Genomic DNA, 16,748 nt, shown 5'->3' on the forward strand with positions numbered 1-16,748 from the left:
ATGCCCGGTCCCCTTTGAGTGAGAAAGGAGACCGGCTGGAGTAGTTAATATTTTTCAGGCAAGGCTGTCAGGTTAAGGAGTCTTCCCTTTTCCACAACAATATATTGACCTTTTTTCAGATCGGAAAGAATTTTAATGATGGTGCTACGAGCCAGGTTGGTGTACTCCTGAATATAATCATAAACGTTAATATCGCGTTGCTGATGAACAATCAGGTCATTGATCTCGTATAAAAACTCACGTACGACTGAATACGCACTGCGGGCAACCAGAACATCGTCACGTTTGCTCAACATACAAATATACCAGGAGAGAACTTTGGTCAGTTGAGGCCACAAATTGTTATCCGTCATAAGCTGTGCGAAGGTCTCTTTTTTAATTGAGCGCACCACGGTATTGGCCCGAACGAGGCCGTACATATGGGTCGCGTCGTAGTACATCGAAGAGAGACCAAAAATGCACTGGCCGGTAACCGTGAACATACACAGTTCGTCGGATTCACGTCGGAATTCAACTTCACCGCTGACGATAATATGAATATATTGTGAATCAGAGGTGGATATTTTCTGCCATTTCTTTAAGGTTTTCTCTTCAAAACCTGAGGTTGCAGAAATAATACTATTCATTTCGTCCTGTGGACGTAACTTTTTACCGTAAATGCTTAACATTGTTATACCCGATTTAAGATGTTAATTTTTAGAATGCAGACCAAAGCATAAAAACCTTAGCCTTAGAATATTTTTCCTGATGATGCGCTCAAGGAGAAAAATAAAAAATGGATACGATATATTTATCTGCTGCATTAATTAGCAAGCTATGTGTCTATCTTAAATGCGGATAATTTTAAGTCAATTAACTAAAAATGAATTGAGTTTGTACCTAAGATTAATCTCAAGTAAATCAGGAGTAATTGGCGCTTTCGGGGGTATCCGAAGGATTACCCCTGCCCGTATTTCTCTAAAAGCGCTTCAGCAATGGCCATCGTTTCGACATCTGCGACGCCGTTCCACAGGTCAGGCCTGAAGTGCATCTGGAATACCATGATGATACGTTTTTGCTGCGCTGGGGTGCTGTTGGCCGGCACGTCATAGCCGTAGCGCGCAAGCAAATCGAGTAACGCTGCGGTATCCACCGCCTGAAAGCGTGGTCGTCCGTTGATATAAAATGCGACGCGCGCGGGATCGGGCCATGCGCCTATCCCCTGCTGAGCCAGCTGTCGCCATGGGAACAACGGACCGGGATCGTCTTTGCGCTGCGGCGCAATGTCCGAATGGGCCACCACGTTCTCAGGTCTGATGTTGTAGCGGGCAATGATGTCTTTGGCGAGTGGCACCAGCGCCGCAATCTGCGCGGGTTCGAAAGGCGTAAAACGCTTTACGCCAGCAGACTTTTGCCAGCCACGATTTTCAAGTTCAATGCCCACAGACGTATCATTAATTCGGTTGGTACCGCGCCAGAAGCTGATACCTGCATGCCAGGCCAGTTCGCTCTCGGGTACCAGTTGCCAGATACGCGGCTTGCCGTCCGGTGCTGGCGGCTTTGCGGGGATCAAATAATGAGAGCTGACGTTTTTATCGGTTAGGGTCGCCAGCGACGTGTCAAAATCATCGGCGGTGTAGTGGATCACCAGCACCTTTATTCGCGGGTAGGCCGCCTGCGCCTGATGGCGGGTATCCAGCTCGTACGCGCCTTTATCAACAATGCCCTTTTCCGAGGTACATCCTGCCAGCAACAGCGCCAGCAGGAGAGTGGAGAGCGAACGCTTCATCGACGGGTTTTCACCGCCGTTCCACTGACGCTCACCATCAGCATGCTGGCATCTTTCCCGACCGTTTCGTAGTCGATATCAATGCCGACTACCGCATCCGCACCCAGCGCCTTGGCCTGCTCACCCAGCTCCTTAAAAGCAATTTCTCGCGCTTTACGCAGCTCTTTTTCGTAGGCACCGGATCGTCCACCCACGATGTCACGGATGCCAGCAAAAAAGTCGCGGAAGATATTGGCACCGAGAATTGCTTCCCCGGTCACCACGCCGCAATACTCGGTTATTGTTTGCCCTTCCAGGGTTGGCGTTGTTGAAAACTGCATAGTTTCTCTCCTTCTTTAGCGTTCAATGCCTTAGGCACAGCATTATCGGTTCGTTACGCTATGATTGAAAGGATAGTTAATAAATAAGGAAATCAACATGCGCTACTCTGCTTTAACACTTTTGGTGCCCTGCGCGCTGGTGCTCAGCGCCTGTACCACCACGGTCACGCCAGCCTTTAAGGATATTGGTACCCGCAGCGGCCCCTGCATTGACGGCGGCCCGGACACCGTGGCGCAGCAGTTCTATGATTACCGCATTCAGCACCGCAGCAACGATCTCACCGGCCTGCGCCCTTACCTGAGCGACGGTCTGGCAAAACTGCTCAACGACGCCACCCGCGATCCGCAGCATAATACCCTGCTTAAATCCGATCCGTTCTCCAGCCGTACCACGCTGCCGGACAGTGCGGAAGTGGCCAGCGCTTCTACCATTCCCAACACCGATGCGCGAAACATTCCGCTGCGCGTCAAGCTGACCCAGGGGACCCAGTCCTGGCAGGATGAGGTACTGATGATCCGTGAAGGTCAGTGCTGGGCTGTCGACGACGTACGCTACATTGGCGGCAGCGTTCATGCCCCGGCAGGCACGCTGCGCCAGTCGATTGAGAACCGCTAAACCATCAGTTATAAAAATGTTACCCCCGTAAAATGTCCGGCATTTCTCGCGGAATGCCGACATTTATACTCGCCGCCTTTGCCCTTCGCTATTTTGTGCTATGTTTAAGAGGAAATACGGGTTATATTTAACTTTTAACGCAGAAATATTGCATAACTATTCTGTCAACGGTACTATCTGCGGCCTCAATTGCTATAGATTGCCTGGATGAGTAAAGACTGCCCCGATGAGTATTAAACTAAACGGCATTAACTGCTTCTACGGCGCACACCAGGCGCTGTTTGACATCACGCTGAACTGCCCGGAAGGCGAAACGCTGGTTTTGCTTGGCCCAAGCGGTGCAGGTAAAAGCTCCCTTCTGCGTGTCCTTAATCTGCTTGAAATGCCCCGTTCAGGTACGCTGGCGATTGCCGGTAACCATTTTGATTTCGCGAAAACGCCGTCTGATAAAGCGATTCGCGAGCTGCGTCAAAACGTCGGCATGGTCTTCCAGCAATATAATCTCTGGCCGCATCTGACGGTGCTGCAAAACCTGATTGAAGCCCCGTGCCGCGTGCTGGGGTTAAGTAAGGATCAGGCCATCGGCCGTGCCGAAAAGCTGCTGGAGCGTCTGCGCCTTAAGCCTTACAGTGACCGTTATCCGCTGCATCTTTCGGGTGGTCAGCAGCAGCGTGTGGCGATTGCACGTGCGTTGATGATGGAACCGGCGGTTCTGCTGTTTGATGAACCGACCGCGGCTCTGGACCCGGAAATCACCGCTCAGATCGTCAGCATTATTCGTGAGCTGGCGGAAACCAATATCACGCAAGTCATCGTTACCCACGAAGTGGAAGTGGCGCGTAAAACCGCCAGCCGTGTGGTCTACATGGAAAACGGGTATATCGTTGAGCAAGGTGATGCGAGCTGCTTCGCTAACCCGCAAACCGATGCCTTCAAAAACTATTTATCTCATTGATTGTGTCAGGGGAAATATAATGAAAAAAGTATTACTTGCCGTGCTGCTTGCTGGCGTTACCCTTTCCGCTACCGCAGCCCAGACCATTCGTTTTGCCACGGAAGCGTCTTACCCTCCGTTTGAGTCCATTGATGCAAACAATAAAATTGTTGGCTTTGACGTAGACCTGGCAAACGCCCTGTGTAAAGAGATCGATGCGACCTGCACTTTCAGCAACCAGGCGTTTGACAGCCTGATCCCAAGCCTGAAGTTCCGCCGTATCGATGCCGTCATGGCCGGTATGGACATCACCCCTGAGCGTGAAAAGCAGGTGCTGTTCACGACCCCTTACTACGACAACTCGGCGCTGTTCATTGGTCAGAAAGGGAAATTCACCTCTGTTGATCAGCTGAAAGGCAAAAAAGTGGGCGTGCAGAACGGCACCACGCACCAGAAATTCATCATGGATAAGCATCCGGAAATCACCACCGTTCCGTATGACAGCTACCAGAACGCGAAGCTGGATCTGCAAAATGGTCGTATTGACGGCGTCTTTGGCGACACCGCGGTCGTGACCGAGTGGCTGAAAGCGAACGATAAACTGGCGCCAGTAGGCGACAAAGTGACCGATAAGGACTACTTCGGTACCGGTCTGGGGATTGCCGTTCGTCAGGGCAACACTGAGCTGCAGCAGAAGTTCAACGCTGCGCTGGAAAAAGTGAAGAAAGACGGCACCTACGAAACCATCTACAAAAAATGGTTCCAGAAGTAATTCCTGATGAATGAAATTTTTCCTTTAGCAAGCGCCGCCGGGATGACCGTCGGCCTTGCCGTTTGCGCACTGATTATCGGCCTGGTGCTGGCGATGTTCTTTGCGGTGTGGGAGTCCGCGAAATGGTTCCCCGTCGCCTGGACAGGCTCCGCGCTGGTCACTGTGCTGCGTGGACTACCGGAAATTCTGGTGGTCCTGTTTATCTATTTCGGCTCCTCGCAGCTGCTGCTTACGCTGTCGGATGGCTTCACTGTCAATCTTGGCTTTGCGCAGATCCCGGTGCAGATGCAGATTGAAAACTTCGACGTCAGCCCGTTCCTGTGCGGCGTGATTGCCCTCTCCCTGCTCTACTCGGCGTACGCGTCGCAAACCCTGCGCGGTGCGCTGAAAGCCGTGCCGCAGGGGCAGTGGGAGTCGGGTCAGGCGTTGGGTATGTCGAAATCAGCGATCTTCTTCCGTCTGGTCATGCCGCAGATGTGGCGCCATGCCCTGCCGGGCCTTGGTAACCAGTGGCTGGTGCTGCTGAAAGATACCGCGCTGGTGAGCCTGATCAGCGTTAACGATTTGATGCTGCAAACCAAAAGCATCGCCACCCGTACTCAGGAGCCCTTTACCTGGTACATTGTGGCGGCGGCGATCTACCTGGTGATCACGTTGCTCAGTCAGTACATCCTCAAGCGTATTGACCTGCGGGCGACGCGCTTTGAACGGAGACCAGGCTGATGCTTGAATATTTCCCGGAGCTCATGAAAGGGCTGCACACCAGCCTGACGCTGACCGTGGCGTCCATTATCGTGGCGCTGATCCTGGCGCTCATCTTCACCATCGTCCTGACGTTGAAAACGCCGGTACTGGTATGGATTGTGCGCGGCTACATCACCCTGTTTACCGGTACGCCGCTGCTGGTGCAGATCTTCCTGATTTACTACGGCCCGGGACAGTTCCCGTCGCTGCAGGAATATCCGGTTATCTGGCATCTGCTCTCTGAGCCGTGGCTGTGCGCCCTGATAGCCCTTTCCCTGAACAGTGCGGCCTATACCACCCAGCTGTTCTACGGCGCGATTCGTGCCATCCCGGAAGGGCAATGGCAGTCCTGTGGGGCGCTCGGCATGAGCAAGAAAGACACGCTGGCGATCCTGCTGCCGTACGCCTTTAAGCGTGCGCTCTCCTCTTACTCCAACGAAGTGGTGCTGGTGTTCAAGAGTACCTCTCTGGCCTATACCATCACCCTGATGGAAGTGATGGGCCACGGACAGCTGCTGTATGGACGCACCTATGACGTGATGGTCTTCGGCGCGGCGGGCGTGGTGTATCTGGTCGTGAACGGCCTGTTGACGCTGATCATGCGCCTGATTGAGCGTAAAGCTTTAGCGTTTGAGCGCAGATCGTAGGCCAGGTAAGCGCAGCGCCACCCGGCATGAAGTGCATAAATGTGATTAATCAATGCGGGTAACTTTCTGGTTATCCGCTTTTTTTTGCCATAAAAATAATATTTAATCATTTTTATTGCATATAAATTCATTAACTGGCATTGTACATCCAGGCCGCAGACACGGCGCATCAATAAGACAGACGGGAGCATTACCATGAAAAAGTTAGTTCTGGCCGCATTACTGGCAACGTTCGCCGCAGGCGCATCCGCAGCGGATAAAATCAATTTTGGCGTGTCCGCCACCTATCCGCCGTTTGAATCGCTGGATGCCAGCAACCAGATCGTCGGTTTCGATATCGACCTGGCGAAAGCGCTGTGCAAACAGATGCAGGCAGACTGCACCTTTACCAACCACGCCTTTGACAGCCTGATCCCGTCGCTGAAGTTCAAAAAATACGATGCGGTGATCTCCGGAATGGACATCACCCCAGAGCGCAGCAAGCAGGTAGCGTTCACCGACCCGTACTACGCCAACTCGGCGGTAGTGATTGCGAAGAAAGGGGCGTATAAATCCTTCGACGAGCTGAAAGGCAAACGCATCGGGATGGAAAACGGCACCACGCACCAGAAATACCTGCAGGACAAACATCCTGAAGTGAAAACCGTGGCCTATGACAGCTATCAGAATGCGATTATCGACCTGAAAAATGGCCGTATTGATGGTGTCTTCGGCGATACCGCCGTGGTCAACGAGTGGCTGAAAACCAACCCGCAGCTGGGCACGGCGACCGAGAAAGTGACCGATCCACAGTACTTCGGTACCGGCCTCGGCATCGCGGTACGTCCGGATAACAAAGCCTTGCTTGCAAAACTGAACGGCGCACTGAAAGCGATTAAAGCTGACGGTACGTACCAGAAAATCAGCGAGCAGTGGTTCCCGCAGTAAGGTGTTTTGCCGGGTGACGGCTTCGCCTTACCCGGCCTACGAGGGGGGTTTTGTAGGCCGGATAAGCACAGCGCCACCCGGCAATTCTCACAACGGCACAAAGAACCTGAATCGTGCCCCACTCACCGACTCCATCAGCCTTATTCCACCGCCGTGCAGCTCCAGCATCCGTTTGACGATTAACAGCCCTAACCCGCCGCGGTTCTCCCGCGAGGCCTGAGTGTTCAACGCTGAAGGCCGCTGGAACAGATCGTCGCGCAGCGACGCATCCACGCCCGTACCGCTGTCAGCCACTTCGACCTGAAGCTGTTCATTCTCCTGCCAGACCGCCAGACGAATTTCCCCGCCGGTCGGCGTATGACGCATTGCGTTATCCAGCAAATTGGTCACCACGCGCTCGATCATTGACACATCGGCATTGACCAGCGGCAACGGCCCAGGCACGTCAATATGCAGATTGACCTCTCGCGTGCGGGCAGTGAGCTCAAACTTCTGCGCCACGTCGGAAATCAGCTCCCCCATCGCGAAACGCTCGCGCTGCGGTTTAATGCCGCCGTGCTCAAGACGCGCCAGCTCAAACAACTGCTGGGAAAGATGGCGTACCTTTTGCCCCTGACGCAGGGCGGTGGCGAGATATTGCTGGTGCTCCTGAGGCGTCAGCGTGGTGGATTTCAGCGACAGCGTTTCCAGATAACCCAGCAGAGAGGTCAGCGGCGTGCGGAGATCGTGCGAAATATTGGCGATAAACTCCCGGCGCTGGCGATCGCTGTCGGCCAGCTGATCCCACTGGCGGGTGATTTTGCGCGCCAGCTCGATAAAACTGTTGCGCAGGCGTGCCACTTCGTCATTGGCCGCGACGTCCGGCGGCTCTGCTGCCAGCAGCCTGATTGCGCTAATGCTGTCCTGCTCAAGCCCGGTGACCTCTTCCGTCAGGCGTTTAACCGGACGCGTCACCCAGTACCAGACCAGTAATCCCGCCAGCAGGCCGAACAGTGCAACCCACAGCAATGACCAGAGCACCGTGCTCCACAGCGCCTTATGCCAGGCCATGTCCGCCAGCGCATTCGACTCCTCGCCCTGCAAAATAATGTACAGGTAGCCCTTAAGCTCACCGTCCTGACGCAGCGGCGTGGCGCTGAAGACTTTTTTGTTCTGGCTGCGCGGATCGTCGCCCAGTACCGGGATGGCGGTGCCGCTCAGGAAGGTCTGAACCGGTGCCAGATCGATTTTTTGCCGCTGAATATGCCCCGGCGGGGCGGCATCGGCCAGGATGTCGCCGTCGGGTGAGACAACATAGAGCTCCACGCTCGGATTAAAGGTCATCAGACGGTCAAAGAGCGGTTTCAGCGAACTGCGGTCAACCCTGCCCTGCGCGTCGAGAATCGGTTCCCGCTGGACGATCTGCTGCGCCAGTCCGCCCGACAACCGCTGCACCATCGCGTTGCCGTATTGCGTACTGGTGTAGAGCTGTACCGCGCAGGCGACGGTGGCGCAGAGCATCATCAGCAGAATGAACAGCAGCGTCAGGCGCTGGCTGAGGCTAAAGCGACGCATCAGGCGTTGGCTCCGCAAATTTGTATCCCTTACCCCAGACGGTGCGAACGATTTCCGGCTCGGCAGCGTCCTTCTCAATCTTGATGCGCAGGCGGTTGATATGGGTGTTGACGGTATGCTCATAGCCTTCGTGCTGATAACCCCAGACCTGCTCCAGCAGCGCCAGACGGGAAAACACCTCGCCAGGGTGGCGGGCAAAGAAGTAAAGCAGTTCGAATTCGCGCGGGGTGAGATCCACCACCTGTCCGTGGAGCAGGACGCTGCGCGCCAGCGGGTCGATCGTCAAACCGTGCGCCTGAATTTGCCCGTCCGTTTGTGCCTGCCCCATCGCCTGCTGACGGCGGAACAGCGCTTTAATGCGGGCAATCAGCTCCTGCACCGAAAACGGCTTAGCCAGATAGTCATCGGCACCGGTTTCCAGCCCGGTAATGCGGTCGGTTTCGCTGCTGCGGGCGCTGATGATGATGACCGGCAGGTAGCGCGTCATCTGACGGATGCGTCGGCAAATCTCCAGCCCGTCAACGTTTGGGAGCATCAGGTCGAGGATCACCGCATCCCACGACTGTTTTTCCAGGCGCTGCAGGGCGTTGCCCCCGTCGGGCTCGTGGGTGATGGCGTAGCCTTCGTCTTCTAAATTGAGTCGCAGAAGCGCCGCGATATCGTGGTCGTCTTCCACCAGCAGGATGTGCTTCATGGGTAAGCCTTCAATCATTTCTTATGACGTAAGCTTACCTGATTTCGAGCGGGGGAAGAGTTCACATTTTGTTGAACATTGTGCCGGGTTCATGCCGGGTGGCGGCTACGCCTTACCCGGCCTACGGGTTAACAACGTCAACACTTCGTAATGCGCGGTATGCGGGAACATATCGAAAAGCTGAACGCGTTCAATGCGGTAGCCCGGCAGGCTGGCGATATCTTTCGCCATGGTCTGCGCATTGCAGCTGGAGTAGACGATGTAATCCGGTGCCATCTGGCTCAGGTAATCGCAGAGTGCGTTTCCGATGCCCCGTCGCGGCGGGTTGACCAGCACCAGTTCCGGTACATTGCCCTGGCCGGTGGCGAACTGGGTAGAGTCAAGCGCCTGGAAGTGGAGATTCGTTAACCCCAGCCCGGCGGCGGACTGTTTCGCGCAGGCAATCGCTTCAGCAGAGATCTCAATCCCGGTCAGCTGCATTTCAGGCGTGGCGCAGTGCAGGCCGAAACCGCCCACGCCGCAGAACAGATCCCACATATGATGAATGTTTAACGCCCGAACCCAGTCACGGGCGGTGGCATACAACGCACTCGCGACGGTCGGGTTGGTCTGGAAGAAGCTTTGCGGGCGGATCCACAGCGGTACGCCGTTGAAATTTTCGGCCAGCGCAGGCTGTTCGGTGAAGAAGATCTCTTTCTCCCCTTCCATAATCGCCATGTGCACCGGCTGTATGTTTGCCGTAATGACCTTAAGCTGCGGCAGTTGCGCCTGCAGCCACGGCAGCGCCGCGCGAAGCTGCGCCAGCTTCGCTTCCGAGCGCAGCACAAAACGCAGCATCATGCCGCCGTCTAGCTGGCTTTCCGTCAGCAGGAGATATTTCAGCTCGCCGCGCTTGCGGGCGACGTGGTAGGGCGTTAACCCTGCCCGCGCAATAAACGGTTTGAGTGCGGCAAAGACGGGTTCAAACGACGCGGGATACAGCGGGCAGTCGGTTAAGTCTTCCGGCGTGCCGTCGCGGTGCAGCATCCCCAGCAGCGGTTTTTCGACGCTGCCGCTGACCACCATTTTGGCTTTGTTGCGAAAGCCCTGCTCCGGTCCGCTGATGGGTGCGCACCACTCCCCCACCGCGTGTTCAACTAGCAGCTGTTGCAGGTCGGCCATTTTGGCGGTGAGTTGTTGAGAGACCGGCTGTTCTATCCACTGACAGGAGCGGCAGCGTCCGGCGTCATAGAGTGCGCACTGCATATGAAAACCTTAAGAATAACGGGGGCTGCGATTATACACATTATTGCAACTGGAAGAACCGTCGACTGGACGCAGGCACGAACAGGAAGAACAGCACCAGCATATCCGGCAGTTTTTGCAAAAACAGCGCGTGCAAAATCTCGCGTTTTGATCCGCCCGCAATGCTGAACAGTTCGGGATAGCCATACCCCAGCGAGGCGGCCCACAGGTAGCTGGCGGCGGTCACCTGCGTCAGCAGATAGACCCAGCGCGCCCAGTTGCGCCCTTTGACCAGCGAAAACGCACAGTAGATCTCAATGAACACCAGCACCAGGCTGCTCAGAAAAACCAGCGTCAGATTCCACGTCTGCACGCTGCGGTGAATGAATTCACCGATACCGCGCACGCCCAGGGTATTCAGAATCATCAGCACGTCCAGGCAGCGGATCATAATAATGGCGAGCGCCGCCACCTGTACCAGCGCAGGAACGTTAGGACGAGCGTGCGTAAGCCGTGATTTTTTTAATAATCCCAATGTTTTACTTCCCTGAAAAACAGTGCCGCGTGATACGCGGCACATCACTGGAAATTTTAAATGCTTCAGCCGCGTCTTGCACGCTGGATATCACGCACGCGCTGTTTTTCCGCGCGCGCCATCAAATACCAGGCGATAAATCCGACAATTCCGACCACGCCGAGGATAATAGAGGCCAGGGCGTTGATCTCCGGGTTAACCCCCATGCGCACGCTGGAGAAGACCAGCATCGGCAGCGTTGTCGCCCCCGGGCCGGAGACAAAGCTGGCGATCACCAGATCGTCGAGCGACAGGGTAAATGCCAGCAGCCAGCCGGAGATCACCGCCGGCATGATCATCGGCAGGGTAATGATGAAAAAGACCTTCAGCGGGGTCGCGCCGAGATCCATCGCCGCCTCTTCTATCGAGCGATCCAGCTCGCGCAGACGCGAGGAGATCACCACGGCGACATAGGCGGTACAGAACGTGACGTGCGCCAGCCAGATGGTGAGCATGCCGCGATCCGCCGGCCAGCCAATGGCATGCGCCAGCGCCACGAACAGCAGCAGCAGCGCAAGGCCGGTAATCACGTCCGGCATGACCAACGGCGCGGTGATCATAAAGGCGAAGCCGTTCGAACCGCGAAAACGGCCGAAACGCACCATCACCAGCGCGGCGATGGTGCCCAGAACAGAGGCCATCGTTGCCGCCAGTGCGGCGATGGTCAGGCTCAGCCCTACCGCGCTCATCATTGCATCGTCGTGGAACAGCTCACTGTACCAGCGCGTCGACCAGCCCGCCCAGACCGTCACCAGTTTGGAACTGTTGAACGAGTAGATCACCAGCATCAGCATCGGCGCATACAGGAAGGTAAAGCCGATCGCCAGGATCGCAATTCGCCACGGGGAGCGCACTACCGGTAAGTTATTCATCCGTGGTCTCCCATCTGTTTCTGCTGATGTTTGTGGAACCACATGATCGGCACGATCAACAGCAGCAGCATGATAATCGCCACCGCAGACGCCACCGGCCAGTCGCGGTTATTGAAGAACTCCTGCCACAGCACGCGGCCAATCATGATGCTGTCCGGCCCGCCGAGCAGTTCCGGGATCACAAACTCCCCTACCGCCGGAATAAAGACCAGCATCGACCCGGCGATAATCCCGCCTTTGGTCAACGGGACAATGACGCTGAAGAAGGTTTTCAGTGGACGCGCACCGAGGTCAAGCGAGGCTTCCACCAGCGAGTAATCTATCCGCGTCAGCGCCGTATAGATCGGCAGAACCATAAACGGCAGATAGGCATACACAATGCCAATATAGACCGCGAGGTTGGTGTGCAGGATCGTCAGCGGCTGATCGATAACCCCAAGCCACATCAGGACGTTATTCAGCACGCCGTTGTTTTTCAGGATCCCCATCCAGGCGTAAACGCGGATCAGGAATGAGGTCCACGACGGCAAAATCACCAGCAGCAGCAAGATATTACGCGTCGAGGGTTTACTGTGCGCCACGGCCCACGCCAGCGGATAGCCCATCACCAGACAGCAGAGCGTCGAGATCGCCGCCACCTGCAGCGACTGCAGATAGGCTTCAATATAGAGCGGGTCCTCGGTGAGCTGCAGGAAGTTACCGAGGTTTAAGGTCAGCGTCAGCTGCCCGTCTGCCCACTCCCACAGGTCGGTATACGGCGGGATCGCCCGCGCCATCTCCGCCAGGCTGATCTTGAAAACGATCAGGAATGGCAGCAGGAACAGCAGGATCAGCCACACGTAAGGCATGGCAATCACCAGCTTGCGGCCGTGCTTCATCTTAAGGCGCGTCAGCCAGCTGGCTGCGCGGGCTGGAGGTTCAAGTGTACTCATTGGCCGCTCCTTATACCGTCAGCACGACACAACTGTCAGCATCCCAGCACAGGCGCACTTCGTCACCCCAGGTCGGCTGACCTTTGCGGTAGCGATGTTCGTTTTGCAGCTGGGCGCTCAGCATCTGACCGCTTTTCAGACGCACATGATAGATAGACAGATCGCCCAGGTAAGCAATGTGCACCACTTCACCCACGGCGAAGTTATAGCCATCGGCTGGCGGATCGTCACAGAGCATGATCTTCTCCGGACGCAGCGCGACGTAGACCGGCACGTTGTCCACCACGGCGCTGTCAGGATCGACCTTGAGCGGATGCTGCAGACCCGGCGATTCAATGACCAGGCCATCCTCCTGACGCTCTTTCAGTAGCCCTTCGAAGACGTTGACCGAGCCAATGAACTCGGCGCTGTAGCGGGTGGTCGGATGCTCATAAATTTCCTCCGGCTCGCCAATTTGCACAAACTTCCCGCGGTTCATGATCGCAATACGTCCGGCCATGGTCATGGCTTCTTCCTGGTCGTGGGTCACCATCACGCAGGTCACGCCGACGCGCTCAAGAATATCCACCACTTCCAGCTGCATACGGTCACGCAGTTTTTTATCCAGAGCCCCCATCGGCTCGTCGAGCAGCAGCAGTTTCGGGCGTTTTGCCAGGCTTCTGGCGAGCGCCACGCGCTGGCGCTGGCCGCCTGAAAGCTGGTGCGGTTTACGCTTCGCGAACTCCTGCATGTGGACCAAACTCAGCATCTCGGCCACGCGCGCGGTGATTTCGGCTTTTGGCAATTTATCCTGCTTCAGGCCAAAGGCGATGTTCTGCTCCACCGTCATGTGCGGGAACAGTGCGTAGGACTGGAACATCATGTTAATCGGGCGCTGGTACGGCGGCACGCTGGAGAGATCCACGCCATCAAGCATGATTTGCCCGGCCGTGGGTTGTTCAAAACCGGCTAACATACGCAGCAGGGTTGATTTGCCACAGCCCGATGCGCCCAGTAGCGCGAATATTTCGCCTTTATAGATAGTCAGGCTGACGTCGTCCACGGCATGCTGGCCATCGAAAGATTTGGTGAGGTTACGAATTTCAAGAAGCGGGGTCAGCGCTTTACGGACTTTCGCCTGCGGGCGGGGGATCGCGTCATTCACGGGGTGCTCTCCGGCAGAAATCAAATCATGGTGCAGGCGCACCAGAACGGTGCGCCTGTTGCCGGGGGCGCTTCGCTTGCCCGGCCTGTGACAAAGGGTTACTTACCGCTTTTAACCTTGGTCCACGCACGTGTACGTACGCGATCAATTTTTGGATCCTGTACTTTCAGGGTGAAGAGCTTGGCGAACACGTCCGCTGGCGGATAAATTGCCGGATTACTGCGGATCGCTTCACTCACCAGCGGCACGGAAGCCTTGTTACCGTTGGCGTAATAAACGTGGTCGCTGATGTGGGCGATTACTTCCGGACGCATAAGGTAGTTAAGGAACTGATACGCTTCGTCTTTGTTTTTCGCATCAGCCGGCATCGCGAAGACGTCGAAGAAGGCCAGCGCCCCCTCTTTCGGGATGAAGTAGGACACATTCACGCCGTTTTTCGCCTCTTTCGCGCGGTTCGCCGCCTGCCACACGTCCCCGGCCCAGCCAATCGCAACGCAGATGTCACCGTTCGCCAGGTCGTTGATGTACTGGGAAGAGTGGAAATAGCGAATGTTTGGACGCAGCTTCAGCAGCAGATCGGTCGCCGGACCGGTGTAGTCATCCGCCTTGTTGCTGTTCGGATCTTTGCCCAGATAGTTCAGCACGGTGGCAAAGATCTCTTCTGGCGCGTCCAGGAAAGAGACGCCGCAGCTTTTCAGCTTCTCAAGGTTTTCCGGCTTCAGCACCACGTCCCAGCTGTCCAGCTTGACGTCCGGGCCCAGCGCCGCTTTAACTTTATCCACGTTGTAGCCGATACCGGTGGTCGCCCACAGGTAAGGCATGGCGTATTTGTTATCCGGGTCATGCTTAGCCACCAGCTTCAGGACTTCTGGATCGAGGTTTTTCCAGTTCGGTAATTTGCTTTTGTCCAGTGGCTGGAAGACACCCGCGGTCAGCTGACGCTCCAGGAAGCTCGCGGAAGGCACGACCAGGTCAAACCCGGTGCTGCCTGCCATCAGTTTTCCTTCCAGCACTTCGTTGGAATCGAAAACGTCGTAGACCACTTTAATGCCGGTCTCTTTCTCAAAATTGGCCACGGTGTCCGGCGCAATATAGTCAGACCAGTTATAAACGTGCAGCGTTTTTTGTTCCGCAGCGAGCGTGCCGGCAGAGACGGCCATCAGAGCACCCGCAACCAGACCCGATAACCATTTTTTATTCAAGGCGATCATAGTGTTATTCCTTCTGAAAGCTCGTTAACAAACGAACTAAAACTGTGCAATCTGGATATATGCAAAAATCATGCATAGTTTGTCGCTCTGCTCAAAATAAAAAGAAACCTCTTTACCCGGCAGGATCCGCTCGCTTTTTGAAGCATCGCAAGAATAACTGTAGCCCGTGTCTCCGGCTATAGCCCAGACGAAAAAACGCCTTTTATCAATTTTTTATGCAGGTTTAGTCTACGTGATAAGCCGAAACGGCCTTTGGGGAGGTGAAAAATTCTTTAAAGAAAGGTTAAAAGCAGCAGAAAAAATGGCCTTATGCAGCCGCCATGGCAGCGACTGCGCAAAAGTCAGACAGCCTTAGTGAAGAAAATTGGGAGATGCATCATTATTCTCTGCATCATCTTCCGCGCTATACAGCAGATGGTGTGCATTGGCTTCCATCATGACCATGGAAATTTGCTCTTCACTCAAGCGCATAAACCAGGCGAACTGCTTGAAGGAGAGCCCTGCCCCGGAGAATAAAGACTGGCAAACGACCAGTTTTGGCAGATTATCATCCTGTATATCGAGAAATGCTTTCACCGTCAAAGAACTGGCATTGATGGCCGACAGGTCGGAGGCCAGCGCCAGTAGCGCAGACGGCTTCACTTCGGCCAGCGCGGAGAAAAGGATCACGTCGTTAATCAGATCGATTTTGGCATCAAAAATACCGTCGAAATTTTGCATATGAGGCAGATGCAGCGCCTGGCAGGAATCACATTCAAAGAACGTAATACCGGCATCATCGAGCCATTGACGTAACGTATCCAGTGTTGGTACGACCTGTAAATCCATCGCGGTGCAGCCTCTCTAATAAAAACTTCGCATAGATTACGCAAAAAGTGCGTTCAATGCCATTTAACCGCCCGTTTTCAGACAGTAGCCCGGCGTGGCATGACGCTCGATCCATGTGATCATTTTACCTGCAATATCGACCCCCGTGGTTTTTTCCACGCCTTCCAGCCCCGGTGAGGCATTCACCTCCATGACCAGCGGCCCGCGCGTCGCCCGCAGGAGGTCAACGCCCGCCACGTCCAGCCCCAACGTTTGCGCGGCTTTTACGGCAATGTCCCGCTCGCGATCGCTAATATCAGCCACTCTCGCTATGCCGCCGCGGTGAAGGTTAGAGCGGAAATCGCCCTCTTTGGCCTGACGCTCAATGGCCGCCACCACTTCATTTCCAACCACGAAACAGCGAATATCACGCCCTTTCGCCTCTTCGATATACTCCTGCACCAGAATGTGCGCATTCAGTCCCCGAAAGGCGTCGACCACACTTTCTGCAGCCTGCCGCGTCTCCGCCAGCACCACGCCGATACCCTGCGTGCCTTCTACCAGCTTGATCACTAAAGGCGCGCCGCCCACCATGTCGATCAGATCGCTGGTGTCGTCCGGCGAATGGGCTATTCCGGTAACGGGGAGATCGATCCCCTGACGGGCAAGCAGCTGCAGCGAGCGCAACTTGTCGCGGGCGCGGGAAATGGCCACGGATTCATTGAGCGGATAGCTGCCCAGCATCTCAAACTGGCGCAGCGCGGCGGTGCCGTAATAGGTGATCTGGGAGCCGATACGCGGGATCACCGCATCAAAATGCGGCAGCTTGCGGCCTTTGTAGTGTATAGATGAAGCGGCGGGGTCGATGTTCATATAGCAGGACATCGGGTCAAGGATCTCAACCTGATGTCCGCGTTTTGCCGCCGCTTCTCGCAGGCGTTTACATGAATAGAGCGTTCCATCCCGGGACAATATGGCAATTTTCACCCTGCACCTCTCTGAAGACAT

General features: G+C 55.4%; 19 protein-coding genes. 6 read left to right on the forward strand and 13 right to left on the reverse strand.

Annotated elements, in window-relative coordinates:
- Positions 1-44: 44 nt before the first annotated feature.
- The 3 genes from L977_RS02770 to L977_RS02780 all read right to left on the reverse strand — a co-directional run bounded on the left by L977_RS02770 (position 45) and on the right by L977_RS02780 (position 2,088).
- Positions 45-668 carry a helix-turn-helix domain-containing protein gene (locus L977_RS02770; protein WP_014883167.1) on the reverse strand — a complete coding sequence of 208 codons (624 nt, stop codon included), beginning with the start codon at positions 666-668 and terminating at the stop codon, positions 45-47.
- A 269-nt stretch (positions 669-937) separates the two neighbouring features.
- Positions 938-1,768, reverse strand: coding sequence for an N-acetylmuramoyl-L-alanine amidase (locus L977_RS02775; RefSeq protein ID WP_045268551.1), 831 nt, complete (start codon positions 1,766-1,768; stop codon positions 938-940).
- Positions 1,765-2,088: a heavy metal-binding domain-containing protein gene (locus tag L977_RS02780; protein WP_023332507.1), complete on the reverse strand. Its 324-nt coding sequence runs from the start codon at positions 2,086-2,088 to the stop codon at positions 1,765-1,767. Before L977_RS02780 ends, L977_RS02775 begins: the two co-directional genes overlap by 4 nt.
- A 97-nt stretch (positions 2,089-2,185) precedes the next feature.
- On the opposite strand from L977_RS02780, the gene L977_RS02785 reads away from it, so the two are divergent.
- The 6 genes from L977_RS02785 (at position 2,186) to artJ (ending at position 6,728) form a co-directional block, all read left to right on the forward strand.
- Positions 2,186-2,704, forward strand: coding sequence for a lipoprotein (locus L977_RS02785; protein ID WP_014883164.1), 519 nt, complete (start codon positions 2,186-2,188; stop codon positions 2,702-2,704).
- Between the two features lie 226 nt (positions 2,705-2,930).
- Positions 2,931-3,659: an arginine ABC transporter ATP-binding protein ArtP gene (gene artP, locus L977_RS02790; protein WP_014883163.1), complete on the forward strand. Its 729-nt coding sequence runs from the start codon at positions 2,931-2,933 to the stop codon at positions 3,657-3,659.
- A 19-nt stretch (positions 3,660-3,678) separates the two neighbouring features.
- A complete protein-coding gene (artI, locus tag L977_RS02795) occupies positions 3,679-4,410 on the forward strand; it encodes an arginine ABC transporter substrate-binding protein ArtI (protein WP_008500032.1) in 732 nt (243 codons plus the stop codon).
- Between the two features lie 6 nt (positions 4,411-4,416).
- Positions 4,417-5,133, forward strand: a complete 717-nt coding sequence (gene artQ, locus L977_RS02800; RefSeq protein WP_014883162.1) for an arginine ABC transporter permease ArtQ — start codon at positions 4,417-4,419, stop codon at positions 5,131-5,133.
- The gene (gene artM, locus L977_RS02805) at positions 5,133-5,801 is read left to right on the forward strand and encodes an arginine ABC transporter permease ArtM (RefSeq protein WP_047624652.1); all 669 of its coding nucleotides are present in this window, start codon (positions 5,133-5,135) and stop codon (positions 5,799-5,801) included. The genes artQ and artM overlap by 1 nt, the downstream gene beginning before the upstream one ends.
- A gap of 195 nt (positions 5,802-5,996) precedes the next feature.
- The gene (gene artJ / locus L977_RS02810; protein WP_014883160.1) at positions 5,997-6,728 is read left to right on the forward strand and encodes an arginine ABC transporter substrate-binding protein ArtJ; all 732 of its coding nucleotides are present in this window, start codon (positions 5,997-5,999) and stop codon (positions 6,726-6,728) included.
- Positions 6,729-6,815: 87 nt separating this feature from the next.
- On the opposite strand, the gene L977_RS02815 is transcribed toward artJ, so the two are convergent.
- The 10 genes from L977_RS02815 to rimK form a co-directional block, all read right to left on the reverse strand.
- Positions 6,816-8,285, reverse strand: a complete 1,470-nt coding sequence (locus tag L977_RS02815) for a sensor histidine kinase (RefSeq protein ID WP_045268579.1) — start codon at positions 8,283-8,285, stop codon at positions 6,816-6,818.
- Positions 8,269-8,976 carry a response regulator transcription factor gene (locus L977_RS02820; RefSeq protein ID WP_045134201.1) on the reverse strand — a complete coding sequence of 236 codons (708 nt, stop codon included), beginning with the start codon at positions 8,974-8,976 and terminating at the stop codon, positions 8,269-8,271. The genes L977_RS02815 and L977_RS02820 overlap by 17 nt, the downstream gene beginning before the upstream one ends.
- A 105-nt stretch (positions 8,977-9,081) precedes the next feature.
- The gene (rlmC, locus tag L977_RS02825) at positions 9,082-10,221 is read right to left on the reverse strand and encodes a 23S rRNA (uracil(747)-C(5))-methyltransferase RlmC (protein ID WP_014883157.1); all 1,140 of its coding nucleotides are present in this window, start codon (positions 10,219-10,221) and stop codon (positions 9,082-9,084) included.
- Positions 10,222-10,261: 40 nt separating this feature from the next.
- Positions 10,262-10,780: a YbjO family protein gene (locus tag L977_RS02830; RefSeq protein WP_045134203.1), complete on the reverse strand. Its 519-nt coding sequence runs from the start codon at positions 10,778-10,780 to the stop codon at positions 10,262-10,264.
- Between the two features lie 20 nt (positions 10,781-10,800).
- The gene (gene potI, locus L977_RS02835; protein ID WP_014883155.1) at positions 10,801-11,646 is read right to left on the reverse strand and encodes a putrescine ABC transporter permease PotI; all 846 of its coding nucleotides are present in this window, start codon (positions 11,644-11,646) and stop codon (positions 10,801-10,803) included.
- Positions 11,643-12,578 (reverse strand): putrescine ABC transporter permease PotH, encoded by a 936-nt coding sequence (gene potH / locus L977_RS02840; RefSeq protein WP_032637105.1) that lies wholly within the window; start codon positions 12,576-12,578, stop codon positions 11,643-11,645. The genes potI and potH overlap by 4 nt, the downstream gene beginning before the upstream one ends.
- 10 nt (positions 12,579-12,588) lie before the next feature.
- Positions 12,589-13,722, reverse strand: a complete 1,134-nt coding sequence (gene potG / locus L977_RS02845; protein ID WP_023336982.1) for a putrescine ABC transporter ATP-binding subunit PotG — start codon at positions 13,720-13,722, stop codon at positions 12,589-12,591.
- Between the two features lie 98 nt (positions 13,723-13,820).
- On the reverse strand, positions 13,821-14,933 hold the full coding sequence (gene potF / locus L977_RS02850) for a spermidine/putrescine ABC transporter substrate-binding protein PotF (protein WP_047624654.1): 1,113 nt from the start codon (positions 14,931-14,933) through the stop codon (positions 13,821-13,823).
- 351 nt (positions 14,934-15,284) lie between these two features.
- Entirely contained in the window at positions 15,285-15,761 is a 477-nt protein-coding gene (locus L977_RS02855) for a YbjN domain-containing protein (RefSeq protein WP_003858385.1), read from the reverse strand.
- A gap of 63 nt (positions 15,762-15,824) precedes the next feature.
- Positions 15,825-16,727 (reverse strand): 30S ribosomal protein S6--L-glutamate ligase, encoded by a 903-nt coding sequence (rimK, locus tag L977_RS02860; RefSeq protein WP_032628797.1) that lies wholly within the window; start codon positions 16,725-16,727, stop codon positions 15,825-15,827.
- Positions 16,728-16,748 lie beyond the last annotated feature (21 nt).

It is taken from the genome of Enterobacter sp. ZOR0014, assembly GCF_000798855.1.
Classification (GTDB): domain Bacteria; phylum Pseudomonadota; class Gammaproteobacteria; order Enterobacterales; family Enterobacteriaceae; genus Enterobacter; species Enterobacter kobei.

What these genes read in the sequence shown, in the direction of transcription:
- L977_RS02770 (WP_014883167.1), bottom strand. Translation starts at nt 668, where the DNA reads ATGTTAAGCATTTACGGTAAAAAGTTACGTCCACAGGACGAAATGAAT.
- L977_RS02775 (WP_045268551.1), bottom strand. Translation starts at nt 1,768, where the DNA reads ATGAAGCGTTCGCTCTCCACTCTCCTGCTGGCGCTGTTGCTGGCAGGA.
- L977_RS02780 (WP_023332507.1), bottom strand. Translation starts at nt 2,088, where the DNA reads ATGCAGTTTTCAACAACGCCAACCCTGGAAGGGCAAACAATAACCGAG.
- L977_RS02785 (WP_014883164.1), top strand. Translation starts at nt 2,186, where the DNA reads ATGCGCTACTCTGCTTTAACACTTTTGGTGCCCTGCGCGCTGGTGCTC.
- artP (WP_014883163.1), top strand. Translation starts at nt 2,931, where the DNA reads ATGAGTATTAAACTAAACGGCATTAACTGCTTCTACGGCGCACACCAG.
- artI (WP_008500032.1), top strand. Translation starts at nt 3,679, where the DNA reads ATGAAAAAAGTATTACTTGCCGTGCTGCTTGCTGGCGTTACCCTTTCC.
- artQ (WP_014883162.1), top strand. Translation starts at nt 4,417, where the DNA reads ATGAATGAAATTTTTCCTTTAGCAAGCGCCGCCGGGATGACCGTCGGC.
- artM (WP_047624652.1), top strand. Translation starts at nt 5,133, where the DNA reads ATGCTTGAATATTTCCCGGAGCTCATGAAAGGGCTGCACACCAGCCTG.
- artJ (WP_014883160.1), top strand. Translation starts at nt 5,997, where the DNA reads ATGAAAAAGTTAGTTCTGGCCGCATTACTGGCAACGTTCGCCGCAGGC.
- L977_RS02820 (WP_045134201.1), bottom strand. Translation starts at nt 8,976, where the DNA reads ATGAAGCACATCCTGCTGGTGGAAGACGACCACGATATCGCGGCGCTT.
- rlmC (WP_014883157.1), bottom strand. Translation starts at nt 10,221, where the DNA reads ATGCAGTGCGCACTCTATGACGCCGGACGCTGCCGCTCCTGTCAGTGG.
- L977_RS02830 (WP_045134203.1), bottom strand. Translation starts at nt 10,780, where the DNA reads ATGTGCCGCGTATCACGCGGCACTGTTTTTCAGGGAAGTAAAACATTG.
- potI (WP_014883155.1), bottom strand. Translation starts at nt 11,646, where the DNA reads ATGAATAACTTACCGGTAGTGCGCTCCCCGTGGCGAATTGCGATCCTG.
- potH (WP_032637105.1), bottom strand. Translation starts at nt 12,578, where the DNA reads ATGAGTACACTTGAACCTCCAGCCCGCGCAGCCAGCTGGCTGACGCGC.
- potF (WP_047624654.1), bottom strand. Translation starts at nt 14,933, where the DNA reads ATGATCGCCTTGAATAAAAAATGGTTATCGGGTCTGGTTGCGGGTGCT.
- L977_RS02855 (WP_003858385.1), bottom strand. Translation starts at nt 15,761, where the DNA reads ATGGATTTACAGGTCGTACCAACACTGGATACGTTACGTCAATGGCTC.